Source organism: Kitasatospora sp. NPDC056651, from assembly GCF_042792155.1.
Taxonomy (GTDB): Bacteria; Actinomycetota; Actinomycetes; order Streptomycetales; family Streptomycetaceae; genus Kitasatospora.
This window is the reverse complement of record NZ_JBHTWX010000127.1, coordinates 1-26,741: the sequence shown is the minus strand read 5'-3', so window position 1 is coordinate 26,741 and position 26,741 is coordinate 1. Positions and strand designations below refer to the sequence as shown.

The following is a 26,741-nucleotide window of genomic DNA, read 5'->3' as shown; positions in this document are numbered from 1 at the left end:
CCCCCGCGCGAGGGCGGCGGCCCGTTCGCGCGCCACGGCTCCCTCCGGCACGGAGGCCGCCGGGCGCACGGGCGGCCTCCCGCCGGAAGCCGGTGGGAGGCCGGGAGCGGTCCGGTGGCGGCCCTACGGCCAGACCAGGCAGTACAGCTGGTGCCCGGCCTCGTGCAGCCGGTTGGCGAAGTCCTGCCACTCGTGCAGCATGCTGTAGATCACGAACGCGTCCCGCGGCCCGCGGCGGTCCGGGACGGTGGACCAGATGAAGGCGGCGGCGCCGAGCTCGGTCTCGTCGGCCTTGCGCAGCGGCTCGACGACGTTGTGGGGGAGCTGGACGACGGCGTAGTCGGGGTGCAGCACGACCAGTTCCAGCGGCGGCACCTGGTGCAGCGCGACGCCCTGGATGCCGGTGAGCACCATGGCGCTCATGGTCTCCGGCTTGATCTTGGTGGAGAGGTGGCCGGTGGGGGAGCCGCTGGTCTCCATCAGGTCGCCCAGCCGCCCCAGCGCGCCGAGCTCGCCGGCCTCCAGGCCGAGCCCGCCCGGGCCGAGGGCGGTGGGGACCCTGGCGGCGGTGGCGCGGTCGGGGGCACCGAAGTACTTGTACGTCACTCCCACGTGTCCCTCGCCCCGCCTCTCACCGCCGCGGCGACCACGACCCGTCCCCGCTCCCGTTCCCCCGCGTGGGGCCTCGGCGGGTCGGCGGGAGCCCCCCGCGGCCTCGTCGTAGCCGTCCTGCGCCTCGGACACTCGGACCATCCTCACCGGAATTCGCCGGAATTCGCCGGAATCGACAGACCCCCGCACGCCCGGCGTCCCACCGGCCGTGCTCCTTACCCGTCATGCGCCGCCGTACCCACTCGCGGCACGCGGCAGTCCTCTTCACACCCCTGCACACAAACCGGAACGCCTGTGCACTCTGTGTGCACAGTCTGACTGGTCCCCGGTCCGGTGCAGTCAGCGGCCCCCGCTGTACGGACAACCGTACAGACAACGGTGCCCGGATCATCGTTCCAGATGATCGGGTCGGACATGCAGAGCGCGAGGACACGATTTGAGACCATGTCTTTTGTGAGCTACCCCTACGAAGCCCCCCAGTCCCAGTCGCTGTTCGACCGCGCCTCCGTGGTGACGCCCGGCGGCGTGAACTCCCCGGTGCGCGCCTTCCGCGCGGTCGGCGGCACGCCGCGCTTCATGGTGTCCGGCAGCGGTCCCTACCTCACCGACGCCGACGGCCGCGAGTACGTCGACCTGGTGTGCTCGTGGGGTCCGATGATCCTCGGCCACGCGCACCCCGCGGTCCTCGACGCCGTCCAGCGGGCCGTCACCCGCGGCACCTCCTTCGGCACCCCCGGTCAGGGCGAGGTCGAGCTGGCCGAGGAGATCGTCTCCCGGGTCGCCCCGGTCGAGCAGGTCCGCCTGGTCTCCTCCGGCACCGAGGCCACCATGTCCGCGATCCGGCTGGCCCGCGGCTTCACCGGCCGGGCCAAGGTGGTGAAGTTCGCCGGCTGCTACCACGGCCACGTGGACGCCCTGCTGGCCGCCGCCGGCTCCGGCGTGGCCACCTTCGGCCTGCCGGACACCCCGGGCGTCACCGGCGCCCAGGCCGGCGACACCATCGTGCTGCCGTACAACGACCTGGCCGCCGTCGAGCGGGCCTTCGCCGCCCACCCGGGCGAGATCGCCTGTGTGATCACCGAGGCCTCGCCCGGCAACATGGGCGTCGTCCCGCCGCTGCCCGGCTTCAACGGCGGCCTGGCCCGGCTCTGCCGGGAGAACGGCGCGCTGTTCGTCTCCGACGAGGTGATGACCGGCTTCCGCGTCTCCAAGGCCGGCTGGTACGGCCTGGAGGCGGCGAACGAGGGCTGGGCGCCGGACCTGCTGACCTTCGGCAAGGTCATGGGCGGCGGCTTCCCGGCCGCGGCCTTCGGCGGCCGCGCCGACGTGATGGCCCACCTGGCCCCGGCCGGCCCGGTCTACCAGGCGGGCACCCTGTCCGGGAACCCGGTCGCCACCGCGGCGGGCCTGGCTCAGCTGCGCGGCTGCACCGACGAGGTGTACGCGACGGTGGACAAGGTCGCCGCCGAGGTCTCCGGCCTGGTCGCCGACGCGCTCACCAAGGAGGGCGTGGCGCACCGGCTCCAGACCGCCGGGAACATGTTCTCGGTGTTCTTCACCGAGGCCCCGGTCACGAACTACGACGAGGCCAGGACCCAGGAAGCGTACCGTTTCACCGCCTTCTTCCACGCGATGCTGGCCGAGGGCGTCTACCTGCCGCCGTCCGCCTTCGAGTCCTGGTTCGTCTCGGCGTCCCACGACGAGCGGGCGATCGAGCGGATCGCCGCCGCCCTGCCGGCCGCCGCGCGCGCCGCTGCCGCCGCCACGGCCTGACCCGGTCCGTACCGGCCCGAAACCCGATCCCCAGGAGTAGTCGAGAAGTGAGCGCCAAAGAGATCACCGTCGTCCACGTGATGCGGCACGGCGAGGTGCACAACCCGGAGGGCGTCCTGTACGGGCGCCTGCCGGACTACCACCTGTCCGAGTTGGGCCGGAAGATGGCCGAGCGGGTCGCCGAGGACCTGGCCGACCGGGACATCACCCACGTGGTGGCCTCCCCGCTGGAGCGGGCGCAGGAGACCGCCGCGCCGATCGCCGAGGCGCACGGCCTGGACGTCGCGGCGGACGAGCGGCTGATCGAGGCGGAGAACGTCTTCGAGGGCAAGACCTTCGGCGTCGGCGACGGTTCGCTGAGGAACCCGGGCTACTGGAAGTACCTCACCAACCCGTTCAAGCCCTCCTGGGGCGAGCCGTACCTCGACCAGGTGGTGCGGATGATGGGCGCGCTCGGCGCCGCCCGGGACGCCGCGCGCGGGCACGAGGCGGTCTGCGTCAGCCACCAGCTGCCGATCTGGATCGTCCGCTCCTTCGTGGAGCGCCGCCGGCTGTGGCACGACCCGCGGAACCGGCAGTGCTCGCTGGCCTCGCTGACCAGCTTCACCTTCGAGGGCGACAAGATCGTCTCGGTCGGCTACCGCGAGCCGGCCCGTGACCTGCTGCCCGCCCACCTGGTGGGCAAGGGCCGCAAGGGCGACAAGCCGGTGGGTAAGAGCTTCGGCGCGTAGCCTCCGCCCGGGGCGCGCAAGCGGCGGAACACCGCCCGCGCGCGCCCCGGAGCGCCCGCGCGCACCTCGCGTAAGCGGTACGTAAGTATGATTCCGGGTCACCTGGCGAGCGCCCGGTGACCCGATTTCGTCGCAGGTCAGAGGGGGTGCGACGCGCAAGGCAGGACCCCGGCGAACCCGCCCGGAACTCCATGCGAAACTTTTCACATGTCTGCCATGACGCGCCCCCGTCCCCGTGTCGCCGCAGCAGCCGCCGCTACCGTCGCCGCCGCTGCGCTCGCCCTCACCGGCTGCTCCTCCTCGGGTTCGTCGAGCGGCGAGGGTCAGGTCGGTTTCGTCACGGTCAAGGGCACCAACCTGTCGAAGGCGGAGCCCGGCGAGCGCGGGGACGCGCCGGACATCACCGGGGACACCCTGGAGGGCACCCCGGCCAAGCTCTCCGACTACCGGGGCAAGGTCGTCGTGCTGAACGTCTGGGGCTCCTGGTGCGGCCCGTGCCGGGCCGAGGCCAAGAGCCTGCAGACCGTCTCGGAGAAGTACAAGGACCAGGGCGTCCGGTTCCTCGGCATCAACACCCGGGACACCGAGAAGCAGAACGCCGTCCGCTTCGAGCAGGAGCAGGGCGTCACCTACCCGAGCATCTTCGACCCGGCGGGCACCCAGCTGCTCAAGTTCGCCAAGGGCAGCCTCAACCCGCAGTCCATCCCGACCACCCTGATCGTCGACCGGGACGGCAAGCTGGCCGCCCGCGCCGTCGGCGGCACCACCGAGGAGGCGTTGGAGTCGATCCTCCAGCCGGTGGTCGCGGAGCAGCAGAAGTGAGTCTCCCGCCCTCGTACCCGGCCGTGCTCCAGCTCGCCGACACCACCTCGACCGTCCAGAGCGGCGCGCTGCTGGCCGCCGCCCCGGTCGCGCTGGTGGCCGGGCTGGCGTCGTTCTTCTCGCCGTGCGTGCTGCCGCTGGTCCCCGGCTACCTCTCGTACGTGACCGGCTTCTCCGCCGCCGACCTCGCGGACGCCCGCGGGTCGCGGCGCGGCCGGATGCTGCTCGGCGTGGTGCTGTTCATCCTCGGCTTCACCGCGGTGTTCGTCTCCACCGGCGCCCTGTTCGGCTACTTCGGCCAGGAGCTCCAGGACTACAAGCGGATCATCAGCATCGTGCTGGGCTCGCTCACCGTGGTGATGGGCCTGGCGTTCATGGGCCTGGTCCCCGGACTGAGCATGCGCGAGGTCCGCTCGCACCGCCGCCCGGCCGTCGGCCTGCTGGGGGCCCCGATGCTCGGGGTGGTCTTCGGCGTCGGCTGGACCCCGTGCATGGGCCCGACCCTGACCGCCGTGCAGAACCTGGCCCTCAACCAGGCCGACGCCCAGCGTGGCGCGCTGCTGACCACCTTCTACTGCCTGGGCCTCGGCGTACCGTTCATCCTGGCCGCCGTGGCCTTCCGCCGGGCGCTGGGCGCCTTCGGCTGGGTCAAGCGGCACTACCCGCTCGTCATGCGGATCGGCGGCGGCATGCTCGTCGTGGTCGGTCTGCTGCTCGTCACCGGGATCTGGGATTCGATGATGAGCCAGCTGCAGTCCTGGACCGCCGACTTCCAGATCGGAATCTGACCGTGAGCAAGACCACGACCGAGACCGAGCGGCCCGAGGCGCCGGACGACGCCGCCGCGGAGCGGCTCAGCACCGCGCCGGTCGAGTCCGACGGACCGACCGGCATAGGCGCGTTCGGCTGGGCCCGCTGGATGTGGCGTCAGCTGACCTCGATGCGGGTCGCCCTGATCCTGCTGTTCCTGCTGTCGCTGGCCGCCATCCCCGGTTCGCTGATCCCGCAGAACGGCCAGAACCAGTTCAAGGTGCAGACCTGGAAGGCGCAGCACACCACGGTCGCGCCGATCTACGAGAAGCTCCAGCTGTTCGACGTCTACAGCTCGGTCTGGTTCTCCGCGATCTACATCCTGCTGTTCGTCTCGCTGGCCGGCTGCATCGTCCCGCGCACCTGGCAGTTCGTCGGCGTGCTGCGCTCCCAGCCGCCGGCCGCCCCGCGCGTCCTGACCCGGATGCCGGTGCACGCGGTCTGGCGCACCGAGGCGGACGCCGGGAAGGTGAACGCCGCCGCGCACCGGCTGCTGCGCGAGCGCGGCTTCCGCGCCCACCTGTCCGGCGGCGCCGTGGCCGCCGAGAAGGGCTACCTGCGCGAGGTCGGCAACCTGCTGTTCCACCTGTCGCTGTTCGCGCTGCTCGGCGGCTTCGCCTGGTCCAGCCTGGCCGCCGGCACCGGCGGCAAGCTGATGGTCGCGGGCGAGGGCTACTCCAACACCATCACCCAGCTCGACGACTTCACCGGCACCCGGTTCTACGGCAGCCAGGACCTCGACCCCTTCTACCTGAAGCTGGACGGCTTCACCTCGAAGTTCCAGGACCAGGGCGACCAGATGGGCGCGGCCCGGCAGTTCACCGCGCACGTCGAGTACTACGAGGGCAGCGACGAGTCGAAGCTGAAGAAGTCGACGATCGAGGTCAACCACCCGCTGGAGGTCGGCGGCAGCAAGGTCTACCTGATCGGCCACGGCTACGCCCCGATGGTCACCGTCCGGAACGGCAAGGGCGACGTCGTCTACCAGGGCGCCGTCCCCTTCCTGCCGCAGGACGGCAACCTGACCTCCACGGGCGTCGTCAAGGTCTCCGACTACGGCGACGGCCCCGACGGCACCAGGACCCAGCTGGGCTTCTCCGGCTTCTTCCTGCCGACCGCCTCGCCGAGCTTCGAGCGCACCGGCCCGATCTCGCTGTTCCCCGGCGACGCCGACCCCCAGCTGGTGCTGAACGCCTTCGCGGGCGACCTCGGCACCGACTCCGGCCTGCCGCAGAACGTCTACCAGCTCAACACCCGCAAGCTGACCCAGCTCACCCAGGACGGCCAGCCGGCCAAGGCCCGGCTCAAGCCCGGCCAGGGCTGGACCCTGCCCGACGGCTACGGCACCGTCACCTTCGAGGGCTACAAGCAGTGGGCCAGCTTCAACATCACGCACCGCCCCGGCAACGAGATCGCCCTGGCCGGCGGCGTGCTGGCGATCCTCGGTCTGATCGGCTCGCTGTTCATCCAGCGCCGCCGGATCTGGGTGCGCGCGGTCGCCCTGCCGGGCGGCGGCACCCAGGTGGAACTGGCCGGCCTGGCCCGCAGCGAGTCGGCGAAGATCGCCGAGGAGCTGGCGGAGCTCGCGGTGGACCTCCAGGACGACGCCCCGGCCTCCGAGGAGGACGGGGACGAGGACGGCGCCGGGGAAGCCGGCGCCACGCCCGACACAGCACCCGCCACCGACACAGCACCCGCCACCGCCACCGCCGAGGCCGAGGCCTCAGCCCCCGCAGTCCCTGCCGACCAGAACTCCAAGGAGTAGACGGTGCAACTCGCCTCGGCGGTCGACCCACAGCTGGCCGACCTCTCCAACAACCTGATCCGTTCGGCGATGGTGGTCTACACCCTCGCCATGTTCGCCCACATGATCGAGTGGACCTTCGGCAGCAGGGGCGCGGTCGCCGTCCGCTCGAAGGAGCAGTCGGGCAACCTGGGCGAGACCGTCGCGGCGCCGAAGGGCGCGAAGAAGGTCACCGTCACCGTGGCGGGGGCCGGCGGCGGCACCACCACGCTCACCCGCACCGCGGTCGCGGGCGAGGGCGCGACGGTGGTCACCAGCGGGCGCGGCGCCGAGGAGGAGGACGGCCCGGGCGCGGCCGGCACCGACCTGAAGGCCGACCTGGCCGGCCGGATCGCCGTCTCGCTCACCGTGCTCGCGGCGCTGCTGCACGTGGCCGGGATCGTCACCCGCGGCCTGTCGGTGTCCCGCTGGCCGTGGGGCAACATGTACGAGTTCTCCTGCGCCTTCGGCTTCGCCATGACGGCGGCGTACCTGGTGCTGCTGGCCGCGAAGAAGAAGGTCCGCTGGCTCGGCCTGCCGGTCGTGCTCGCGGTGCTGCTGACCCTCGGCATCGCCACCACGGTGCTGTACACCGACTCCGAGCAGCTCGTCCCGGCACTGCACTCGCCGTGGCTGGCGATCCACGTCTCCACCGCGATCTTCTGCGGCGGCGCCTTCTACGCGGCGTTCATCGCCACGCTGCTGTACCTCGGCAAGGACTCCTTCGAGAAGCGCGTCGCGGCCGGCCTGACCACCGGCCCGCTGGGCACCTCGGCCTCGCTCTGGCGCCGCCTGCCCGCCGCGTCGACCTTCGACAAGCTGTCCTACCGGATCAACGCCCTGGTCTTCCCGCTGTGGACGTTCACGATCATCGCGGGCGCGATCTGGGCCGAGGCGGCCTGGGGCAAGTACTGGGAGTGGGACCCGAAGGAGACCTGGTCGTTCATCACCTGGGTCGCCTACGCCTGCTACCTGCACGCCCGCGCGACGGCCGGCTGGAAGGGCCGCAAGGCCGCCTACCTGGCGCTGGCGGCGTTCGCCTGCTGGCTCTTCAACTACTACGGCGTGAACATCTTCGTCACCGGAAAGCACTCCTACGCGGGGATCTGACCGGGGCACACGATCACCCACCGGCCCGGCTCTCTCCCACAGGTAGCCGGGCCGAGTCACAAACAGGGGTAGTGCGCGTCGGCCGCCGGCCGGCGCGAGAGGGAACTGAGGAGGAAATCGCGCGATGGAGTGCGACGAGGTCATGCTGACCGTCCGAATCACCGCCGCCGAGCGCATGCTGCTCCGCCGGCTCGCCCAGGGACACCGGAGTGACGTGTCCGAGGTGGTGTCCGACGCCTTGCTGGACATCATCCCGACGCTCAGCGCGCCGGGGGACGCCTACCGGCTGCTGGGGGCGCTGGCGGTGCCCGCGCCGTGCGCCCTGACGGTCTGGCTGCCCACCCCGCTGGCCGACCTGCTGGTGCCCGGCGCGGCCCGGATCGCCCAGATCACCGACGTCCGGATCGAGTCGGCCAGTGCCGCCCTGGGCGCGGCGCTGCGGCTCTGGCTGGCCCAGGACGAGGTCCGGCTGGCGACCAACCTCAGCGTGATGCACGCGGGCCGGCCGGCCGCCCTGGTGGCCGCCTGACCGGACCGGACCCAGGCCCTGTCCGGCCGGACAGGGCCTAGCTGGCCAGCGGCAGCCGGCTGCCGCCGAGGCCCGGCGCGGCGGGGCGGCCGTCGTAGGCGTCCCGCCGGTCCGGTGCGGCCTGGCTCTCGGCCGGGCCGTCCACCGGTGCGGTGAGCACCCGGCACTCGGCCGCCGTCCGGCCGTCCTGGACCAGCTGGACCCGCACCGGCAGCCGGTCGGCCGCCGCGCCCGGCCCGGCGGCCGGTCCGTGGACCGGTTCGGGGACGGCCCGGACGAAGCAGGGCCGGTCCAGCTCGATGTAGCGGTCGAAGGAGGTCACCAGCTCGACCGGCACCACCGGCCGGGGGTGGCGCAGCCGCTGGGCGGCCTGCCGGGCGGCCTCCAGCACGAGCATCCCGGGCACGTGGTCCAGCTCGTGGTCGAACAGCACCGGGTGGGTGGCGTCGGCGCGCAGCAGCCAGGTGTCCGGGGCCAGGGTCGGGCTGAGCACCACGTCCGCGGGCTGTGCCCGGCCGACCAGCTCGGGCGCGGCGGGCGCCGGCGGCCGCGGTGCGACGGTGCGCCGCGCCGGGCCGCGCAGCCGGGCGTACGAGGCGGGGGAGATCACCCGCAGCCGGCCGGTGCCGTGGCCGATCGGCGCGCCGTCCCGGGTGACCTCGACGTGCACCCGCAGCGAGGACAGCCGGCCGCCCCGCATCCGGACGTCCTCGCAGCCGACGGCGAGCATCAGCGAGGCGGGGCCGGCGGTGACGGCCAGGCCCGGCAGCCCGGGCTCGCCGAGCGCGTAGGAGAGGTCCTCCATGGCGAAGTGGTGGCCGCGCGGCACCCCGAACCCGGCGTGGCCGACCAGCAGCCCGGCCTGCCGGATGGTCTCCGCCATCAGCACGGGGTCGTGGTAGCGGTCTCCGGGCAGCCGGTAGAAGCCGTGCAGCCGGGGCCACTGGGCGCCGAGCAGGAAGTCGTACGGGCCGGTGGCCTGCCAGCCGGTGAGGAACACCTCGGACACCGAGGCGCGGTGCACCAGGTGCCGGGAGACGGTCCGGTCGTGGAAGTCGTAGCCGGTCGCGGGGCCGTCGTGGAAGTCGAAGCCGCCGCCGCGGCCGCTGCCCGGGCCGGGGTGGGAATACGGGCGGTGCGGGTCCGGCTCTACGATCGATGGCATGACTGGCCCCCGCTTCAGGGTGTCGGTCGGAGCGGCCGCCACGGCCGTCCGAGGAAAACATACAGACCACCCGGTTTGGTTAGCCGACCGGGGGTGCCCTCGGCGGCACTCTCCGGCCCGCTCCCGGCACCCTTCCCGTGGACTGGGGGAATGCCTGTTCGGGCCAGCCCGAGCCGTGGATGGAGGGGTCGTGCCCGCTGGACGGCGGAAACGGAGCAGGCGCTAGATTAGATACCAACCATGCGGTTTCGGGGCACCCGTCCGCATGCGAGCGCGGCCCCGCAGGGGGCGCGCCGACAGCAGCCGGGTGGGGCGGGGATCGCGCCCGGCCGAGTCCGGAGGGGGCCAGTGGTCAAGCAGGAGAGGGCCGGGCGGACCCGGCAGGCCGTACTGCTCGCCGCCGCGGAGACCTTCGCGCAGGTGGGCTTCGAGGCCGCCAGCCTGGTCGACATCAGCCGCCGGGCCGGGGTGAGCAAAGGGGCCCTCTACTTCCACTTCGTGTCCAAGCAGGCCCTCGCCGACGGGGTGCGCCGCGCCGCCGGGCGGGAGGTCGGCTCGTCCGCGCTGCGGGCCCTGCGGGCCGAGGGCCCGGCGCTCCAGGGCCTGATCGACTTCTCGCACGAGCTGGCCCGGATGCTCCGCGAGGACCTGGTGGTGCGGGCCGGCGTCCGGCTCGGCGGCCAGGGAGCCCGCCGGGACGGCGCCCCGGACGGCCCGCCCGGGCCGCCCCCGACGGGCCCGGAGATCGTCTGGCACAGCCTCACCGCGGTCGTCCACCGGCTGCTGGACCGGGCCGCCGAGGCCGGCGAGCTGTGCCCCGAGGTGGACCGGCGGGCCGCCGCCGAACTGCTCATCGCGGCGGCGGCCGGCCAGGTGCTGATCGCGGGGGAGGGGGTCGGCCGGCCCGGGCCGGAGGCGGTGAGCCGGCTCTGGACGGCCGCGCTGCCGGCCCTGGTGGCGGCCGAGAACCGGGCCGGCTACCGGGTCTGAGCGGCCCCGGCGGCGGTCGGCGCCACGACGCGCGCCCGCGCGGGCTCAGCTCGCCCGGCGACGCTCAGGCCCGCCCGGCGACGCTCAGGCCCGCTCGGCGACGCTCAGGTCCGCCCGGCGACGCTCAGGCCCGCTCGGCGACGCTCAGCCGGGCGAGCGCGTGCGGCTGGACGAGACCGGGCAGCACCAGCGTCCAGAAGTCGGACATCCGCTGGATCAGGTCCGTGCGGTCGGCCAGCACCTGGGAGCTCAGCTGGATGCCGGTGACGGCCCCGGTGATCACCCCGGCGGCGGCGGTCAGGTCGATCCCCGGGTGGAGGTCCCCGGCCTTCCGGGCCTGCTCCAACAGCTCGCGGGCGGTGTCCATCCAGCCCTGGTAGGCGGCGATCTGCGGCTGGGTGAAGCTGCCGTGCTCGATCGTCAGCCGGATGCTGCCGCGCACCAGCGGGTCGGTCTGGAGCGCGCGGGCGAAGGCGTACCCGAGGTCGATCAGGTTCTGCACCGCGCTGTCCGAGGCAGGCTCCCAGCCGGAGATCCAGGCGCCCTGACCCTCGATGATGACGGCGAGCGCCAGCTGTTCCTTGGAGGTGAAGTGGAAGTACAGCGCGCCTTTGGTGACGCCGGCGCGGTCCAGGATCTCGGACATCGTGGCGGCGGCGTAGCCCCGCTCGTCGAACACCTCGGCCGCCGCGACGAGTACCGCCTGGCGGGTCGCCAGCGCGCGGGCCTGCCTGGCCATCGCAGCCTCCCTGGAAAGTTCTGGTACTCGGCAGCGGCCGATCCTACGGGGGCGGACTGGGCGGCGGACGCATACCGTCCAGTAGGTATTCTACCGAGCCGCTTCACGCCCCCCGGGCAGGTGTGGAAGCCCGCGCACACCCACGGCGCACGCGCCGGAGCGCCCCGGGGACGCGCGACGGCCGGTCACCCGGGTGGGGTGACCGGCCGTCGGCTCGGGCCGTGGGCCGTCAGGCGGCCTGCTGCCAGCTGACCGGCGAGTAGTACGCCGGGCGGCGCTCCAGACGGCGCCAGTTGGCGATCGGCTCCAGCGGCGCGTTGGCGGCGGCCTGCTGCGCGGCGGCGGCGCGCGCGGCGAGGACGGCGGTCAGGGCGGCGATCTCCTCGTCGGTGAGACTGCCGCGGACGATGCGGACGAGGGGTTCGGCGGAAGCGGTCATGTCCTGGTTTCTCCCCCGGTTGCTGTGGTCTGAGGTGGTCTGAGGCGGTTGCCGGTACGGGCTGCGCGGTGGAGCGTGCCGCTACATCGGCGGGTTGCCGTGCTTGCGGCTGGGCAGGTCGGCGTGCTTGGTGCGGAGCATGGCCAGGGCGGAGGCGATGACCTGGCGGGTCTCGGCGGGGTCGATGACGTCGTCGACGAGGCCGCGCTCGGCCGCGTAGTACGGGTGCATCAGTTCGTTCTTGTATTCCTTGATCTTCTGGGCGCGCATGGCGTCCGGGTCCTCGGCGGCGTTGATCTCGCGCCGGAAGATCACGTTGGCGGCGCCCTCGGCGCCCATGACGGCGATCTCGTTGGTGGGCCAGGCGTAGGAGAGGTCGGCGCCGATGGAGCGGGAGTCCATGACGATGTAGGCGCCGCCGTAGGCCTTGCGCAGGATCAGGGAGATGCGCGGCACGGTGGCGTTGCAGTAGGCGTAGAGGAGCTTGGCGCCGTGGCGGATGATGCCGCCGTGCTCCTGGTCGACGCCGGGCAGGAAGCCGGGGACGTCGAGGAGGGTGAGGAGCGGGATGTTGAAGGCGTCGCACATCTGGACGAAGCGGGCGGCCTTCTCGCTGGCGTTGATGTCCAGGACGCCGGCCAGGGACTGCGGCTGGTTGGCGATGATGCCGGTGACGTGGCCGTCGACGCGGGCGAGGACGCACAGGACGTTGGTGGCCCAGCGCTCGTGGACCTCGAGGTACTCGCCGTGGTCGACGATCTCCTCGATGACCTTGCGCATGTCGTAGGGGCGGTTGCCGTCGGCGGGGACGAGGTCGAGGAGGGTGTCGTTGCGGCGGTCGACGGGGTCCTCGGTGGCGACGGAGGGCGGCATCTCGCGGTTGTTCTGGGGCAGCAGCGAGAGGAGGTAGCGGACCTCCTCGATGCAGGACTGCTCGTCGTCGTAGACGAAGTGGGAGACGCCGGAGACGCCGGCGTGGACGTCGGCGCCGCCGAGGCCGTTCTGGGTGATCTTCTCGCCGGTGACGGCCTGGACGACGTCGGGGCCGGTGATGAACATCTGGGAGGTCTCGCGGACCATGAAGACGAAGTCGGTGAGCGCGGGGCTGTAGGCGGCGCCGCCGGCGCAGGGGCCGAGCATGACCGAGATCTGCGGGATGACGCCGGAGGCCTTGGTGTTGCGCTGGAAGATGCCGCCGTAGCCGGCGAGCGCGGTGACGCCCTCCTGGATGCGGGCGCCGGCGCCGTCGTTGAGGGAGACCAGCGGGGCACCGGCCGCGATGGCCATGTCCATGATCTTGTGGATCTTCTGGGCGTGGGCCTCGCCCAGCGCGCCGCCGAAGATCCGGAAGTCGTGCGCGTAGGTGAAGACGGTGCGGCCGTGCACGGTGCCCCAGCCGACGATCACGCCGTCGGTGTGCGGCTTCTTGGCCTCCAGGCCGAAGCCCTGGGCGCGGTGCCGGCGCAGCGGCTCGACCTCGTGGAAGGAGCCCTCGTCCAGCAGCAGCTCGATGCGCTCGCGGGCGGTCAGCTTGCCCTTGGCGTGCTGGGCCTCGGTGGCCTTGTCGCTGGGGCCGCGACGGACCTTCTCGCGCAGCTCGTGCAGCTCGGCGACCCGCCCGCGGGCGTCGGCCGGGACCTCGTGGACCTCGCCGTCGACCGGCGCCTCATGCACAACCGTCATCTCGAACCACTCCAAGGGTGAGGGAACTGTCCGACAGCCAACGTCTGCTGTGCCCCCGGCTGCGAATCACTTTCTTCACTTATGACTGTACGAGGGGCCGTGCGCTGGTTTCGGCGTCGATTCCGTACAAGGTCCAGTTCGTTTAGCTGTCAGGCCTGTACAGAAGCGGTCCGTTCGGATCCTGAGCGCTCGGTGTTCACATGGATACCGGGAGTTGTCAGACAGATGATGGTCCGATGATCTGAGCGTTAACAAAAGCGCAGGTCAGGGCCGTCTTTCAGTAAGGTAAGGCGGCCATCTCGGGTAGCGCTCAAGGCCCGCTCGAGCGGGGCGGCCGACCGGCCCCCATTCGGCCCGAAGTGCGGATTCTCGTAGGGAAGCACCAAAAACGCCGAAGCCCACCCCGAACGGTGGGGGTGGGCTGTCCGAGCGAGCGGGCGGACCCGCTCCGATCAGGGCTTCCTGCCCTCCTCGGGCTCGTCGCGGTCGCGCAGCTCCCGCTCGCGACGGCGCAGATCGGCCTCCCACTGCTTCAGCATGTCCTCGTGCTCTTTGTTGTTCTTCTTCAACGAGGCGAGGAACTCGGGGTTGTCGTCCGGCGCCAACGGGCGCCCGCCGCGCGGGGCCGGGCGGCCCGGGCGGTCGTCGGCCGGCTGCCCCGGACGGGCCCCGGCGGACGCGGCCGGCAGGAAGCCGCGCTGCTTGCCGGCGACCAGCCAGGCGATCGGGCCCAGCGGCGGGAAGAGCAGCACGATCAGCACCCAGACCACCTTCGGCAGGTGCTTCACCTCGTCCTCGGGCGTGGTCAGGCAGTCCACGAACGCCCAGACCCAGAGCGCCAGCGGAAGGATGATGGTCAGCAGAATCCGCAACATGGCCGCGATCTCCCCCCGCAACGGTGGTAGTGACGGGCGCCTGGCAGGGCCCTTGACCGAGCCAGGCTATCTGGTGGCGGATACTGACAGACATGGCATACGACGATCTCCGCTCGTTTCTCCGGGCCCTCGACCGCGAAGGCGACCTCAAGCGCATCAAGGCGGAGGTGGACCCTCACCTGGAGATCGGCGAGATCGTCGACCGGGTGCAGAAGGCCAAGGGCCCCGCGCTGCTCTTCGAGAACGTCAAGGGCTCGTCGATGCCGCTGGCGATGAACGTCTTCGGCACCGAGCGGCGGCTGTCCAAGGCGCTCGGCCTCAAGGGGCCGGACGACATCTCGGAGAAGATCGCCGGCCTGCTCAAGCCGGAGCTGCCGCAGGGATTCACCGGTTTCCGGGACGCCTTCGGCAAGCTCGCCTCGATCGCGCACGTGCCGCCCCGGAACGTGAAGTCCGGTGACGCCCCGGTGCAGGAGGTCGTGCTCACCGGCGACGACGTCAACCTGGACGAGCTGCCCGCACTCTTCACCTGGCCGCTGGACGGCGGCTCCTTCTTCAACCTGGGCTTGACCCACACCAAGGACCCGGACACCGGCGTGCGCAACCTGGGCCTCTACCGGCTCCAGCGGCACGACCGCCGCACCATCGGCATGCACTGGCAGATCCACAAGGACAGCCGCAACCACTACGCGGTGGCGGCCAAGCGGGGCGAGCGCCTCCCGGTCGCGATCGCCTTCGGCTGCCCGCCGGCCGTCACCTACGCGGCCACCGCGCCGCTGCCCGGGGACATCGACGAGTACCTCTTCGCCGGCTTCGTCGCGGGGGAGCGGGTGCGGATGGTCGACTGCAAGACGGTGCCGCTCCAGGTCCCGGCCGACGCCGAGGTGGTGCTGGAGGGCTGGCTGGAGCCCGGCGAGATGCTGCCCGAGGGCCCGTTCGGCGACCACACCGGCTTCTACACCCCGCAGGAGCCGTTCCCGGCGCTGACGATCGACTGCGTGACGATGCGCCGCCGTCCGATCCTCCAGTCCATCGTGGTCGGCCGCCCGCCGACGGAGGACGGCCCGCTGGGCAAGTTCACCGAGCGCTTCTTCCTGCCGCTGCTGAAGATCATCATCCCGGACATCGTCGACTACGACCTGCCCGAGGCCGGCGGCTTCCACAACTGCGTGATCGTCTCGATCGACAAGAAGTACCCCAAGCACGCCCAGAAGACGATGCACGCGATCTGGGGTGCCCACATGATGTCGCTCACCAAGCTGATCATCGTGGTGGACTCGGACTGCGACGTGCACGACTACCAGGAGGTGGCGTGGCGGGCCTTCGGCAACGTCGACTACAGCCGTGACCTCACGGTGGTCGAGGGGCCGGTGGACCATCTGGACCACGCCTCGTACCAGCAGTTCTGGGGAGGCAAGGCCGGCATCGACGCCACCCGCAAGCTGCCGGAGGAGGGCTACACCCGGGACGGCGGCTGGCCGGAGATGGTCTCCTCGGACCCGGCCACGGCCGCGCTGGTGTCGCGCCGCTGGAAGGAGTACGGACTGTGAGCACCGCGGCTGCGGTCGAGACCCCGGGGCGCGCGAAGGCCTTCCTGCGCCTGGTGATGATCGAGCACTCGGTCTTCGCCCTGCCCTTCGCCTACATCGCCGCCCTGACGGCCATGTTCCTCGCCGACGAGCGGGTGCACTGGGGCCAGCTGTTCGTCGTCACGGTCTGCATGGTCGGGCTGCGGACCTTCGCCATGGCGGCGAACCGGATCATCGACCGCGAGATCGACGCCCGCAACCCGCGGACCGCCTCGCGCGAACTCGTCACCGGCGCGGTGTCGCTGAGGACCGCGTACATCGGCTCGGCCGTCGCGCTGGTGGTCTTCCTCGGCGCCGCCGCGCTGCTGAACCCGCTCTGCCTGGTGCTCGCGCCGGTGGCCGTGGTGCCGATGGTGGTCTACCCGTACGGCAAGCGGTTCACGAACTTCCCGCAGGCGATCCTGGGCCTGGCCCAGGCGATGGGGCCGGGCGGCGCCTGGCTCGCGGTGACCGGCCGCTGGTCCTGGGACGCGGTCGTGCTGGGCGCGGCCGTCGGCATCTGGATCGGCGGGTTCGACCTGATCTACGCCTGCCAGGACGTCGAGTCCGACCGGGAGAACGGGGTCCGCTCGGTGCCCGCCCGGTACGGCGTGCCGGCGGCCATCCGCGGCGCGCGGGTGTGCCACGCGCTGACCACGCTGCTGCTGGGCTGGTTCGGGCTGCTGACCGGCGCCGGGGTGGCGTTCTGGATCGGCCTGGCGGTCGTCGCGGGCGCGTTCGTGTACGAGCACACCATCGTCAAGCCGAACGACCTGTCGAAACTCAACCGGGCGTTCTTCCAGACCAACAGCTTCGTGGGCGTCTCGCTGTTCTTCTTCGCCCTGGTGGACCTGGTCGTCCGCGGCCTCGGGGTCTGACCCGGCACACCCCCCGAACCCGGCACACCCCCCGAACCCGGCACACCCTCCGACCCGCGCGCGCCGACCGAGCCCCGAAGGCATCGGACCCGGCGCGCGTCGGCGTTCGTGCGCCCTCGGGCTTTCTCGCACTCCGGCAATCGGCCGATCGGCCGGACGAGGGGCCCCGCACGCGTGTTACGTTCCGCGGCGCAATCGAGGGAACGCCCCGGCGGCGCCACCGGCCCCGGGGGTACGGCACCAGGAGCAGCGAACCCATGCGCATCATCGTTCACCGCGGCGACGACCCGGGCCCCACCACCACCGTCCCGACCGAGCTGATGGACGGCCGCCTCACCTACGCCGCCCTGACCGTCCTGCTCGACCTCCTCGGCCGCCCCGACGAGTGGATCGAGGCGGACTGGCACCACACCGACCCCTCCTGCGCGCCGGACCTGGCGGAGATCCTGCGGGCGATCGGGGAGCTGACGGAGGCCGGGTACTACCGCGTCGCCCGGGAGCACGCGCCCGACGGCACCCTCCGCCCCCGCGTGCGCGTCCGCGACACCGCCCGACCGCCCCTGCCGGGCACCGGCCCGACGGAGCCCGGCCCGCCCGCGCCCCTCCGCTGACGAACCGCGGAACCCGCTCGGCGCCCGTGGACCGGCTCAGCGGAACAGGGAGGCGTGCTCCTTCGCCCAGGCGCGGAAGCCGCGGGCGGGGTGGCCGGTGACGTCCCGGACGGTCGTCGTAGCGGGCCGCGGGGCGGTGGTGAGGGCGTGCACGAAGTCCAGGGCGGCGTCGACGGCGGCGGGGGGCAGGCCGGTGGTCAGCATGCGGTGGCGGGCGGTCTCGCGGGGGATCTCCTCCCAGCTCAGCGGCCGGCCGGTGGCCGCGCCGATGATCTCCACCTGCTCCGCCTGGGTCGGCGACTCCGGGCCGGTCAGCACGTACCGGGCGCCGTCGTGGCCGTCCTCGACCAGGGCCCGGACGGCGACCGCCGCGATGTCCCGCTCGTCCACCGGGTTCAGCCCGGCCGCGCCGCCGTAGCCCCGCACCGGGCGGCCGGCCCTGATGTCCTCGGCCCACCGCAGCGCGGCGGCGAAGCCGTGCGCCCGCAGCACGGTGTGCCGCACCCCGCTGGCGGCGAGCAGCGCCTCGACCCGGCCCTCCGGGCGGCCGGGGACGGCCGAGGACAGGAACACCACCCGCCCGACCTCCCGGGCCAGCACCCCCACCACCTCCGCGGCCCCGTCCGCCGTCGGGTACGGCCACCCCAGCAGGACCGCGTCCGTGCCCTGCACCGCCGCTTCCAGCGACGCCGGGTCGAGCGGGTCGTGCGGCGCCCGCGTCCGCACCCGTACGCCCGCGGCCGCGAGCTGGAGCCCGACGTGCCGCCCGACCGCTCCGGAAGCGCCGACCACCAGCACCGGCGACGCGTCGTCAACTCGCTTTTCTGTCATGCCTCGAACGTAAACGAGAAGGATGAGACGCCCAATGCGCACGGGTCTCGGGTCCATGCGTCAGCGTCTAGGGGGTGCGCGCCGACTCCCGCGCGCCCGCCGCCACCTGCGGACTCGCCCCGGGCCCCGCCGCCCGAGGCCGTGCGGGGCGCGGGCGGTCAGCCGCGGAAACCCCGGCCGAGCGGGTCAGTTGTGCAGGAAGCCCTCCAGTGACGCCGCCAGGGCCACCGGGGTCTCGTACATCGGGTAGTGCCCGCTGCCGCCCAGCTCCTCCAGCTCGGCGTTGGGGTAGTGGGAGAGGAAGGTGCCGCGCATCACCTCGGCGGTGAGGGCCAGGTCGTGCTCGCCGACGATCACCTTGACCGGCACCGGGTTGCCGCTGATCCGGCGCTCCAGGTCGGCCGTCGCCCAGTCGCGGACGTAGCCGCCGAAGGCCTCGGGGGTGGACAGCCTGAGGGACTGGTCGACCATCCGGTCCAGCCAGACCCGGCCGGCCCGCTGCCCGGTGACCAGGTCGAGGATCGCGAAGCGCTTCTCCCGGTCCTCGGCGGCGCCGTAGAACAGCGCCGCGCCCGCCTCGTCCAGCGGGTACGCCCCGGCGGGCACCGGGGCCAGGCCGACCAGTTTGCGCACCCGCAGCGGCGCCTCGGCGAGCACCTGCTGGGCCGCCTTCCCGCCCATCGAGTGGCCGACCAGGGAGAAGCGGTCCCAGCCGAGCTGGTCGGCCAGGGCGAGCGCGTCGGAGGCGATCTCGGCGAGGGTGTAGGCGCCGGGCACGTCCTTGCGCCGCCCGTAGCCGCGGTAGTCGAGGAAGGCGTAGCCGAAGGCGTCGCCGTCGAGGTAGTCGAGGAACGGGCCCCAGCCGGCGCTGGTGCCGAACCAGTCGTGCAGGACCAGGACGTGGTGGTCGCCGGTGCCGGTCAGGTGGTGAGGGATCGTCATGCCACCGGTCGTTCCCCGCGGACCGCCCGCCCGAACGGACGGTCCACGGCGAACCTCCTGCCGCCGCTCCCCGCCGGTGCTCCGTTCCCAGCGCGTCGGACCACCGCCCGCCCCGGTGGTCCGACCCGGAGCGCCCCCGGCAGGCACACCCGACGTCGACGCGGCGGGCCTCGACGCGGCGGGCCTCGACGTGGCGGACCTCGACGGCGCCGAGCGCGAGGTGCTCGCCCTCGGTGCCGTCCGGCCGCACGAGGCCGGCGGGCGGCGGGGTGCCGTCAGTCCAGCGTCAGCCGGTCGCCGACCCGCAGGCGGCCCGGGGCGGCGACCTCGGCGAGGGCGTCGAGCCGGCCGTCGTGGGCGTGCACGACGGCCTTGAGGATCTCGGGCGCGTGCGGCAGGCCGGGCTGCGGGGCGCCGGTCATCGAGCAGCGCTCGCTGGAGGCGACGAAGGAGAGCCGGGCGCTGCCCGGGGCCTCGCCGCGGGCCTGGCGGCCCAGCCAGGCGTCCTCGATGAACGGCGGGGTGCCGGGCGGGGTGCGCAGCACGATGTTGGGGCGGAACCGGCGTTCGTCGACCACGGTGAAGGGCACGGCCTCGCCGAACCACTCCAGGGTGGCGGTGCTGAGCACGCTGACCGGCAGCCGGTCGAAGTGCGAGACGGCGTCCTCGCGGGCGAGCTCGACGTCGTCGAGCTGGAGGTAGGCGCGCAGGAAGGCGTTCGGCCGTTCGACCGGACGGCCGAGCGGGTCGAACAGTTCGGGCCCGTCGATCCGGCGGCCGAGCCGGGCGGAGAGGCGGAGCAGGCCGTCCATCCGGCGGAAGCGGCGGGTGTCCTTGCCCGAGCCGAGTTTCCCGGCCGCGTCGCGGACGGCGTAGAGGCGGTCTCCGGCCAGGCCGCGCTCGTCCACGTCGACGGAGTCGAGCCGTTCGCCGCCGGTGGATTTCACGGGGTAGCGCCAGATCCGCTCGACCACTCCGATGATCTCAGCCATGGCCGGAAAGCGTACTGGCGCTTACGGGGGATGGTCTAGACCAAGTGCCAAGAGGTTACTCGCCGGTTCGGCCCGGCCGGTTCAGCCGAGCCGGGCCACCGCCCGCACCGGCGCGCCGTCCGCCGCGACCAGCCGCAGCGGGAACAGCGAGACCTCCACCGGCAGGCCCGCCTCCTGGGCCGCCAGCAGCGGCCGCAGGTCGGTCAGGTTCTCGGCGATCACCCCGCCGCCGGGCGCCCCCAGCAGCACCCGGTGCGCGGCGAGCGAGGGCTCGTCGGCGGTGGCGTGGTCGTGCTCGTCGGTGAGGTCGGCGAGCAGGGCGGCCACGGCCGGGTCGCCCGGGCCCGGGGCGGGGGTCGGGTCGACGCTGAGCGCGTCCACCCCGACCGTCCGCACCCCGGCGGCGACGATCGCCTCGGCGGCGGCCGGGGTCAGGCTGGGGTGGGCGAGGTAGGTGTCGGTGCCCCAGTGCCGGGCCCAGCCGGTGGCCAGCAGCAGGACGGTGCCCTCGGCGGCCCGCTCCAGCGCCGGCGCCAGCAGCCCGGGGGTGATGGCCGTCCGGGGCTCCAGTCCGCGCAGGTCGGCGACCACGGCCGGGCCGGCGAACCGTTCCAGCGGCAGCCCGTCCAGGGTCGGCCAGGTGACGTCCACGTGGTACGGCGCGTCCACGTGCGTCCCGGACTGCGAGCCGAGGTGCAGGGCCAGCACGTTCACCCCGGCGGTGGCCGTGGTGAGCGCGGGCTCCAGCAGGACGGCCGGATCGCCGGGGTAGACCGGCATCGCGGTGGTCACCTGATGGGTGAGGTCGACGAGGGTCGCTGGCATGCCCCCATCCTTCCAGGGGCCGGTGGGTTCCGGACCCTCCCGGTCCGCCCGGGCCGAACGCGCCGGTCGAGCCGGGACAGAATTGCCCCATGGGAACTGCGAAGCGTCAGCCGTGGGTGGTCGGGGTCTCGGGAGCGTCGGGGACGCCGTACGCGGCCTCCGTGATCCGCGCCTTGCTGGCGGCCGGCGAGGCGGTGGACCTGATCGTCAGCCGCGCCGCCCGGCTCACCATCCTGGACGAGACCGGCATCTCCTTCCGGGACGCCCACTGGGTCACCGACCTCGCCGCCTGGCTGGGGACGGACCAGGGCCTGGACGACGTCCGCTACTGGCCCGCCGGGGACTTCGCGGCCGGCCCGTCCAGCGGCTCCTACCCCGCCAAGGGCATGCTCGTGGTGCCCGCGACCACCGGCGCGGTGGCCGGGATCGCGCTCGGCCTGAGCAAGGACCTGCTCCAGCGGGTCGCCAGCGTCACCCTCAAGGAGCGCCGCCCGCTCGTCGTCTGCGTCCGCGAGGCACCACTCAACGGGGTGACGTTGAAGCACTTGGTGGAGCTCGACGCGCAGGGGGCGGTCGTGCTGCCCGCGTCCCCCGGTTTCTACGCCGGCGGCTCCACCGTCCGTGAGCTGGTGGATTTCGTGGCCGGCCGGGTGCTGGACGCCGTCGGTGTGCCGCATTCCCTGTACCTGCGCTGGGAAGGGGAGTTGGGAGCGGCCGCCCGCAGGACGGCCGACGGCGACGCCGCCCGGCCTGAGGGGGAGTAAGGAGACCGAGGGAGGGAGAGTATCTTCTCTGCGATATCCGGGTCGGTCGGCGCATGGCGCCTTTGAATCCGGATAATGATCTGTGGGTCTGGTGAGGTTCGGAAGGACGCGGACGGTATATGGACACGGTGGACAGACAGCTCATCCAGGCGCTCCGGGAAAACGGCCGTGCGTCCTACGCCGAGTTGGGCCGGCTGGTCGGACTCTCCGGCCCGAGCGTCACTGACCGGATCAACCGCCTGGAGCAGGCCGGGGTCATCACCGGCTACCGGGCGACGGTCAACCCGGCCTCGCTCGGCTTCGGCGTCACGGCCCTGATCGGCCTTCAGCTCACCGACGCCGCCGACCACGAGGACGTGGCGTTCCGGCTGAAGGACCTCAACGAGGTCGAGGACTGCTGGTTCATCGCCGGCGACGACTCCTACATGCTCAAGGTCCGGGTGGCCGACGTGGCCGGCCTGGAATCGGTGGTCAAGCGGATCTCGGGCACGAAGGGCGTGGCCAGGACCCGCACCACCGTCGTACTCTCCACGAAGTGGGAGAACCGGGTGAGTGAACTTCCTCCTGTAGGAGAGTGACGTATGGCACTGGTCGGTCTGGAGGAGCTGCGCGCCGCCCGGCAGCGGATCGCGGGGGTCGCCGTGCGCACCCCGTTGGTCCCCGCCCCCTGGGCGGCCGACGGTGAGCGGCGGCTCTGGCTGAAGCCCGAGAACCTCCAGCCGACCGGGGCCTTCAAGACCCGCGGCGCCTACAACCGGCTCGCCGCGCTCACCGAGGACGAGCGGGCCCGCGGCGTGGTCGCCCAGTCCAGCGGCAACCACGCGCAGGCGGTCGCGTACGCGGCCCGGACGCTCGGCATCAAGGCCGTGATCGTGATGCCGGACACCTCGCCCGCCGTGAAGGTGGACGCCACCCGCTCGTTCGGCGCCGAGGTGATCCTGGTCGCGCCCCAGGATCGGGACGTCCTGCCCGGGGAGCTGGCCGAGAAGCACGGCTACGTCTGGGTGCCGCCCTACGACGACCCGTTCATCATCGCGGGCCAGGGCACGGTCGGCCTGGAGATCGCCGAGGACGCCCCGGCCGAGCTGGACACCGTCCTGGTGCCGGTCAGCGGCGGCGGCCTGATCGGCGGCACGGCGGCCGCGCTCAAGCTCACCCGCCCGGGCGTCCGGGTGATCGGCGTGGAGCCCGAGCTGGCCGCCGACGCCCGGGCCAGCCTGCGGGCCGGCCGCCGGGTCGAGTGGCCGGTCGCCGACACCTACCGGACCATCGCGGACGGGCTGCGCACCCCGTCCCTGGGCGTGCTGCCGTTCGAGCACGTCACCGCCTACGTGGACGACATCGTCACCGTCACCGAGGACGAGATCCGCGAGACCGTGGCCGTGCTGGCCCGCCGCGGCCGGCTGGTCGCCGAGCCCTCCGGGGCGGTCGCCCCGGCCGCGTACTTCCACCGCGCCGCCGAGACCGGGGGCCGGACGGTGGCGGCCGTGGTCAGCGGCGGCAACATCGACCCGGCACTGCTCGCCGAGCTGCTCTCGGCATAGGCGTAACCTCGTCTCCGGCAACGAATCGAATGTCGGAGGAGGCGGGGCACCGCATGGACGCAGGGCTCAAGCGCGAGCTGGAGGCGAAGGTCTACGCGGGTGAGCGGCTGACCCGCGAGGACGGGATCGCGCTCTACGAGAGCGACGACCTGGCCTGGCTGGGCGGGCTGGCCCACCACGTGCGGACGCGGAAGAACGGCGACGTCGTCCACTTCAACGTCAACCGCCACCTCAACATGACCAACGTGTGCAACGCGTCCTGCGCGTACTGCTCGTTCCAGCGCAAGCCGGGCGAGAAGGACGCGTACACGATGCGCATCGAGGAGGCCGTCCGCCTCGCCAAGGCGATGGAGGTCGACTCCCTCACCGAGCTGCACATCGTGAACGGCCTGCACCCGACCCTGCCGTGGCGCTACTACCCGCGCTCGCTGCGGGAGCTGAAGGCGGCGCTGCCGAACGTCTCGCTGAAGGCCTTCACCGCCACCGAGATCCACTGGTTCGAGAAGATCAGCGGCCTGCCCGCCGACGAGATCATGGACGAGCTGATCGACGCCGGCCTGGAGTCGCTGACCGGCGGCGGCGCGGAGATCTTCGACTGGGAGGTCCGCCAGCACATCGTCGACCACGACACCCACTGGGAGGACTGGTCGCGGATCCACCGCCTCGCGCACAGCAAGGGCCTCAAGACGCCGGCCACGATGCTGTACGGCCACATCGAGGAGCCCCGCCACCGGGTGGACCACGTGCTGCGGCTGCGCGAGCTCCAGGACGAGACCGGCGGCTTCCAGGTCTTCATCCCGCTGCGCTACCAGCACGACTTCCACGACTCCAAGGACGGCGTCGTGCGCAACAAGCTGATGGCGCGCACCGAGATGGCCACCGGCGCCGAGGCACTGAAGACCTTCGCCGTCTCCCGGCTGCTCTTCGACAACGTGCCGCACGTCAAGGTCTTCTGGGTGATGCACGGGGTCACCACCGCCCAGCTGGCGCTCAGCCACGGCGCGGACGACATGGACGGCTCGGTGGTCGAGTACAAGATCACCCACGACGCGGACAACTTCGGCACCCCGAACAAGCTCGGCCGCGACGACCTGCTCGGCCTGATCCGGGACGCCGGCTTCCGCCCGGTGGAGCGCAACACCCGCTACGAGATCATCCGCGAGTACGACGGCCCGGACCTGGCGCGCCGTGAGACGCCGCAGGCGATGCGCCTCTGACCTGCGGAACGTCCCCGCCGCCCGAGCCGCTCCCCGGCCCGGGCGGCGGTTGTCTTCACGGCCTCCGCACGGGGGGCGGGTTTACCAACGGGTACGGCGTTTGGCAGGATCGAAGGCATGTCCGGTTCTGATCGTGCCACCGCGTACCCGTCGCACCAGCCGATGCGGGAGCCGGGCGACCTGATGCCACCGCAGCGGTACGAGGGCTCCCAGGCCTACCAGCAGCCGGTCCAGCAGGGCTACCACTACGGCGATTACCAGCCGTACGAGCAGGCCCCTGACGGGTACTCCGAGACGTACGGTCAGTCGGTCCCGTCGTACGAGCCGGTCCCGTCGTACGAGCCGGTCCCGCCGTACGAGCCGGTCCCGTCGTACGAGCCGGTCCCGTCGTACGAGCCCGGCCCGGAGCCCGTCCGGTACCAGGCCGCACCCGGCTACGGGTCCGGCTACGAGTCCGACTCGGTCTACGCCGCCGCACCCGTGCCCGCGCCCGAACCGGCCCCGCTGGTGCCCGAGCCCGTGGTGCTCGCCGCCGCCCCGGGGGAGGGTGCCCGGTCGGCCGCCCGGGGCCGGCGGCGCAAGGCCAAGCCGAAACGTCACGGCAAGGCCATGATGGCCGGCACCGCCCTGCTGGTCGCCGCCACCGCCGGCTGGTACGCCGTCGGCCAGGACGACGCCAAGCCCGGCATCGCCGCCGCCGACGGGCCCGGCCCCGAGGGCGTCAGCAAGCCCGACCAGCCCGGCCCGAACCCGGCGGCCGCCCAGGCGGCCTCCGACCGGCAGTCCGCGGCCCCGGCCGCCGCCCGCGGCCAGGCCCGCCAGGACGGCTCGGTCGCCGCGATACCCGGCCTCGGCGCGGCCTTCACGGCGAAGATCCCCGCCGAGACCACCCAGGTCGTGGTCGCCTCCGGCCAGGACAAGAACACCGACAAGAACACCGTCGTCCTCTGGACCCGCACCCCCGAGGGCCGCTGGCTGGCCGGCGAGACCTGGCAGGGCCACAACGGCAAGAACGGCTGGACCGCCGACCACAACGAGGGCGACCTGCGCAGCCCGATCGGCGTCTTCAGCCTCACCGACGCGGGCGGCCGCAAGGCGGACCCGGGCAGCAGGCTCCCGTACGACAAGGACCCGAGCTTCGTGGTCTCCGGCACGGGCTTCTTCGGCGACCAGCTGGCCGGCTCCTTCGACTACGTGGTCGCGATCAACTACAACCGCGTCGCCGGCAACTCCCCGCTCGACCCGCGCCGCCCGATGGGCTCCAAGAAGGGCGGCGGCATCTGGCTCCACGTGGACCACGACGGCCCGACCCACGGCTGCGTGTCGATCCCCGAGGACAAGATGGCCCAGCTGATCCGCACCCTGGACCCGGCCGCCCACCCGGTCATCGTGATGGGCGACGCGCCGACGCTGGCGGCCTGAGCCCGGCGGGAGCACGGCCCAGGCGCCGCAACGCCCCTTGTGGATCTCCTACAGATCACGGGGGCGGATCCTGTCACCGGTCGTACCCAGCCGACCAGCCGGTAACGCGGTTCCATGGCAGTATGAGCGGTTCGCGCATTGTGGCACTCGGCCACTACCAGCCCCCCAAGGTCCTCAGCAACGACGACCTGGCGGCACTCGTCGACACCGATGACGAGTGGATCCGCACCCGCGTGGGCATCCGCACCCGGCACATCGCCGAGGACGAGAGCCTGGTCGACATGGCCACCGAGGCGGCGCAGAAGGCGCTCGCCAACGGCGGCCGGACGGCTGCGGAGATCGACCTCGTCGTGGTCGCCACCTGTACCGCGATCGAGCGCAGCCCCAACACCGCCGCCGCGGTGGCCGCCCGGCTGGGCGTGCGCTCCCCCGCCGCGTACGACATCAACACGGTCTGTTCCGGCTTCTCCTACGCCCTGGCCACCGCGGACCACGCGATCCGGGCCGGCTCGGCCCGCCGCGCGCTGGTGATCGGCGCCGAGCGGATGACCGACACGCTCGACTGGACCGACCGCTCCACCTGCGTGATCTTCGCCGACGGCGCGGGCGCCGCGCTGGTCGAGGCCCAGGAGGACGGCGCCGAGCCCGGCATCGGCCCGGTGGTCTGGGGCTCCGAGCCCGAGCGGGGCGACGCCGTGGTGATCACCGGCTGGGACCCGGTGATCAGCCAGCAGGGCCAGTCCGTCTTCCGCTGGGCCACCACCCAGCTCGCCCCGCTGGCCCGCCAGGCCTGCGAGCGGGCCGGGATCGACCCGGCCGAGCTGAAGGGCTTCGTGCCGCACCAGGCCAACCTGCGGATCATCGACGCGATCGCCGGCAAGCTGGGCCTCGCCGCGGACGCGGTGGTCGCCCGGGACGTCGTCCACTCCGGCAACACCTCGGCCGCCTCGATCCCGCTGGCCTTCTCCAAGCTGGTCGAGCGCGGCGAGCTCTCGCCCGGCGACCCGGTGCTGCTCTTCGGCTTCGGCGGCGGCCTGGCCTACGCCGGGCAGGTCGTGCGCTGCCCCTGATCGAACGACCCGGGCC

Annotated in this window: 27 protein-coding genes; 17 read left to right on the top strand and 10 right to left on the bottom strand. The window is 72.7% G+C overall.

The window, feature by feature from the left end; genetic code table 11:
* Nucleotides 1–123: 123 nt before the first annotated feature.
* Nucleotides 124–606, bottom strand: coding sequence for a hypothetical protein (locus ACFRAR_RS33510; protein ID WP_380703190.1), 483 nt, complete (start codon nucleotides 604–606; stop codon nucleotides 124–126).
* A gap of 450 nt (nucleotides 607–1,056) precedes the next feature.
* Here ACFRAR_RS33510 and hemL point away from each other — a divergent pair, with 450 nt between their 5' ends.
* From hemL to ACFRAR_RS33475, 7 genes are all read left to right on the top strand, one after another.
* Nucleotides 1,057–2,385: a glutamate-1-semialdehyde 2,1-aminomutase gene (gene hemL / locus ACFRAR_RS33505; RefSeq protein ID WP_380703188.1), complete on the top strand. Its 1,329-nt coding sequence runs from the start codon at nucleotides 1,057–1,059 to the stop codon at nucleotides 2,383–2,385.
* A gap of 80 nt (nucleotides 2,386–2,465) precedes the next feature.
* Nucleotides 2,466–3,116, top strand: a complete 651-nt coding sequence (locus ACFRAR_RS33500; protein WP_380703192.1) for a histidine phosphatase family protein — start codon at nucleotides 2,466–2,468, stop codon at nucleotides 3,114–3,116.
* Nucleotides 3,117–3,323: 207 nt separating this feature from the next.
* Nucleotides 3,324–3,938 carry a TlpA family protein disulfide reductase gene (locus ACFRAR_RS33495; RefSeq protein ID WP_380703186.1) on the top strand — a complete coding sequence of 205 codons (615 nt, stop codon included), beginning with the start codon at nucleotides 3,324–3,326 and terminating at the stop codon, nucleotides 3,936–3,938.
* Nucleotides 3,935–4,726 (top strand): cytochrome c biogenesis CcdA family protein, encoded by a 792-nt coding sequence (locus tag ACFRAR_RS33490; RefSeq protein ID WP_380703184.1) that lies wholly within the window; start codon nucleotides 3,935–3,937, stop codon nucleotides 4,724–4,726. Before ACFRAR_RS33495 ends, ACFRAR_RS33490 begins: the two co-directional genes overlap by 4 nt.
* A 2-nt stretch (nucleotides 4,727–4,728) precedes the next feature.
* Nucleotides 4,729–6,513: a cytochrome c biogenesis protein ResB gene (locus ACFRAR_RS33485; RefSeq protein WP_380703182.1), complete on the top strand. Its 1,785-nt coding sequence runs from the start codon at nucleotides 4,729–4,731 to the stop codon at nucleotides 6,511–6,513.
* 3 nt (nucleotides 6,514–6,516) lie between these two features.
* Complete coding sequence (gene ccsB / locus ACFRAR_RS33480) at nucleotides 6,517–7,641, top strand: c-type cytochrome biogenesis protein CcsB (RefSeq protein ID WP_380703180.1); 1,125 nt, start codon at nucleotides 6,517–6,519, stop codon at nucleotides 7,639–7,641.
* A 124-nt stretch (nucleotides 7,642–7,765) separates the two neighbouring features.
* Complete coding sequence (locus tag ACFRAR_RS33475; protein ID WP_380703178.1) at nucleotides 7,766–8,170, top strand: hypothetical protein; 405 nt, start codon at nucleotides 7,766–7,768, stop codon at nucleotides 8,168–8,170.
* Between the two features lie 37 nt (nucleotides 8,171–8,207).
* On the opposite strand, the gene ACFRAR_RS33470 is transcribed toward ACFRAR_RS33475, so the two are convergent.
* Complete coding sequence (locus tag ACFRAR_RS33470) at nucleotides 8,208–9,335, bottom strand: ScbA/BarX family gamma-butyrolactone biosynthesis protein (protein WP_380703176.1); 1,128 nt, start codon at nucleotides 9,333–9,335, stop codon at nucleotides 8,208–8,210.
* 348 nt (nucleotides 9,336–9,683) lie between these two features.
* Here ACFRAR_RS33470 and ACFRAR_RS33465 point away from each other — a divergent pair, with 348 nt between their 5' ends.
* The gene (locus tag ACFRAR_RS33465) at nucleotides 9,684–10,325 is read left to right on the top strand and encodes a ScbR family autoregulator-binding transcription factor (protein ID WP_380703174.1); all 642 of its coding nucleotides are present in this window, start codon (nucleotides 9,684–9,686) and stop codon (nucleotides 10,323–10,325) included.
* A gap of 124 nt (nucleotides 10,326–10,449) precedes the next feature.
* Here the strand turns inward: ACFRAR_RS33465 and ACFRAR_RS33460 are convergent, their stop codons facing one another.
* The 4 genes from ACFRAR_RS33460 to ACFRAR_RS33445 all read right to left on the bottom strand — a co-directional run bounded on the left by ACFRAR_RS33460 (nucleotide 10,450) and on the right by ACFRAR_RS33445 (nucleotide 14,061).
* A complete protein-coding gene (locus ACFRAR_RS33460; RefSeq protein ID WP_380703172.1) occupies nucleotides 10,450–11,064 on the bottom strand; it encodes a ScbR family autoregulator-binding transcription factor in 615 nt (204 codons plus the stop codon).
* Nucleotides 11,065–11,293: 229 nt separating this feature from the next.
* Nucleotides 11,294–11,503 carry an acyl-CoA carboxylase epsilon subunit gene (locus ACFRAR_RS33455; RefSeq protein ID WP_380703169.1) on the bottom strand — a complete coding sequence of 70 codons (210 nt, stop codon included), beginning with the start codon at nucleotides 11,501–11,503 and terminating at the stop codon, nucleotides 11,294–11,296.
* Between the two features lie 81 nt (nucleotides 11,504–11,584).
* A complete protein-coding gene (locus ACFRAR_RS33450) occupies nucleotides 11,585–13,186 on the bottom strand; it encodes an acyl-CoA carboxylase subunit beta (protein ID WP_380703167.1) in 1,602 nt (533 codons plus the stop codon).
* Nucleotides 13,187–13,638: 452 nt separating this feature from the next.
* A complete protein-coding gene (locus ACFRAR_RS33445) occupies nucleotides 13,639–14,061 on the bottom strand; it encodes a PLD nuclease N-terminal domain-containing protein (protein ID WP_380703165.1) in 423 nt (140 codons plus the stop codon).
* 92 nt (nucleotides 14,062–14,153) lie between these two features.
* Here ACFRAR_RS33445 and ACFRAR_RS33440 point away from each other — a divergent pair, with 92 nt between their 5' ends.
* The 3 genes from ACFRAR_RS33440 (at nucleotide 14,154) to ACFRAR_RS33430 (ending at nucleotide 17,118) form a co-directional block, all read left to right on the top strand.
* Entirely contained in the window at nucleotides 14,154–15,611 is a 1,458-nt protein-coding gene (locus ACFRAR_RS33440) for a menaquinone biosynthesis decarboxylase (RefSeq protein WP_380703163.1), read from the top strand.
* Complete coding sequence (gene mqnP, locus ACFRAR_RS33435) at nucleotides 15,608–16,507, top strand: menaquinone biosynthesis prenyltransferase MqnP (protein ID WP_380703161.1); 900 nt, start codon at nucleotides 15,608–15,610, stop codon at nucleotides 16,505–16,507. The genes ACFRAR_RS33440 and mqnP overlap by 4 nt, the downstream gene beginning before the upstream one ends.
* A 257-nt stretch (nucleotides 16,508–16,764) precedes the next feature.
* Nucleotides 16,765–17,118 (top strand): hypothetical protein, encoded by a 354-nt coding sequence (locus tag ACFRAR_RS33430; RefSeq protein ID WP_380703159.1) that lies wholly within the window; start codon nucleotides 16,765–16,767, stop codon nucleotides 17,116–17,118.
* Nucleotides 17,119–17,154: 36 nt separating this feature from the next.
* Here ACFRAR_RS33430 and ACFRAR_RS33425 read toward each other — a convergent pair whose 3' ends face one another.
* The 4 genes from ACFRAR_RS33425 to ACFRAR_RS33410 all read right to left on the bottom strand — a co-directional run bounded on the left by ACFRAR_RS33425 (nucleotide 17,155) and on the right by ACFRAR_RS33410 (nucleotide 20,708).
* Entirely contained in the window at nucleotides 17,155–17,949 is a 795-nt protein-coding gene (locus tag ACFRAR_RS33425) for a hypothetical protein (protein WP_380703157.1), read from the bottom strand.
* Nucleotides 17,950–18,135: 186 nt separating this feature from the next.
* The gene (locus tag ACFRAR_RS33420; RefSeq protein ID WP_380703155.1) at nucleotides 18,136–18,891 is read right to left on the bottom strand and encodes an alpha/beta fold hydrolase; all 756 of its coding nucleotides are present in this window, start codon (nucleotides 18,889–18,891) and stop codon (nucleotides 18,136–18,138) included.
* 275 nt (nucleotides 18,892–19,166) lie between these two features.
* Nucleotides 19,167–19,883: an MOSC domain-containing protein gene (locus ACFRAR_RS33415; RefSeq protein WP_380703152.1), complete on the bottom strand. Its 717-nt coding sequence runs from the start codon at nucleotides 19,881–19,883 to the stop codon at nucleotides 19,167–19,169.
* Between the two features lie 81 nt (nucleotides 19,884–19,964).
* A complete protein-coding gene (locus ACFRAR_RS33410) occupies nucleotides 19,965–20,708 on the bottom strand; it encodes a cyclase family protein (RefSeq protein ID WP_380703150.1) in 744 nt (247 codons plus the stop codon).
* An 89-nt stretch (nucleotides 20,709–20,797) separates the two neighbouring features.
* Between ACFRAR_RS33410 and ACFRAR_RS33405 the strand changes: the two genes are divergently transcribed.
* The 6 genes from ACFRAR_RS33405 to ACFRAR_RS33380 all read left to right on the top strand — a co-directional run bounded on the left by ACFRAR_RS33405 (nucleotide 20,798) and on the right by ACFRAR_RS33380 (nucleotide 26,725).
* Nucleotides 20,798–21,472 (top strand): UbiX family flavin prenyltransferase, encoded by a 675-nt coding sequence (locus ACFRAR_RS33405; protein WP_380703148.1) that lies wholly within the window; start codon nucleotides 20,798–20,800, stop codon nucleotides 21,470–21,472.
* A gap of 119 nt (nucleotides 21,473–21,591) precedes the next feature.
* Nucleotides 21,592–22,050 carry an Lrp/AsnC family transcriptional regulator gene (locus ACFRAR_RS33400; RefSeq protein WP_030055719.1) on the top strand — a complete coding sequence of 153 codons (459 nt, stop codon included), beginning with the start codon at nucleotides 21,592–21,594 and terminating at the stop codon, nucleotides 22,048–22,050.
* A 3-nt stretch (nucleotides 22,051–22,053) separates the two neighbouring features.
* The gene (locus ACFRAR_RS33395) at nucleotides 22,054–23,016 is read left to right on the top strand and encodes a threonine/serine dehydratase (protein WP_380703146.1); all 963 of its coding nucleotides are present in this window, start codon (nucleotides 22,054–22,056) and stop codon (nucleotides 23,014–23,016) included.
* Between the two features lie 53 nt (nucleotides 23,017–23,069).
* Nucleotides 23,070–24,233, top strand: a complete 1,164-nt coding sequence (mqnE, locus tag ACFRAR_RS33390; protein WP_380703145.1) for an aminofutalosine synthase MqnE — start codon at nucleotides 23,070–23,072, stop codon at nucleotides 24,231–24,233.
* A gap of 117 nt (nucleotides 24,234–24,350) precedes the next feature.
* Complete coding sequence (locus ACFRAR_RS33385) at nucleotides 24,351–25,655, top strand: L,D-transpeptidase family protein (protein ID WP_380703143.1); 1,305 nt, start codon at nucleotides 24,351–24,353, stop codon at nucleotides 25,653–25,655.
* Between the two features lie 122 nt (nucleotides 25,656–25,777).
* Nucleotides 25,778–26,725 carry a beta-ketoacyl-ACP synthase III gene (locus ACFRAR_RS33380; protein ID WP_380703141.1) on the top strand — a complete coding sequence of 316 codons (948 nt, stop codon included), beginning with the start codon at nucleotides 25,778–25,780 and terminating at the stop codon, nucleotides 26,723–26,725.
* Nucleotides 26,726–26,741 lie beyond the last annotated feature (16 nt).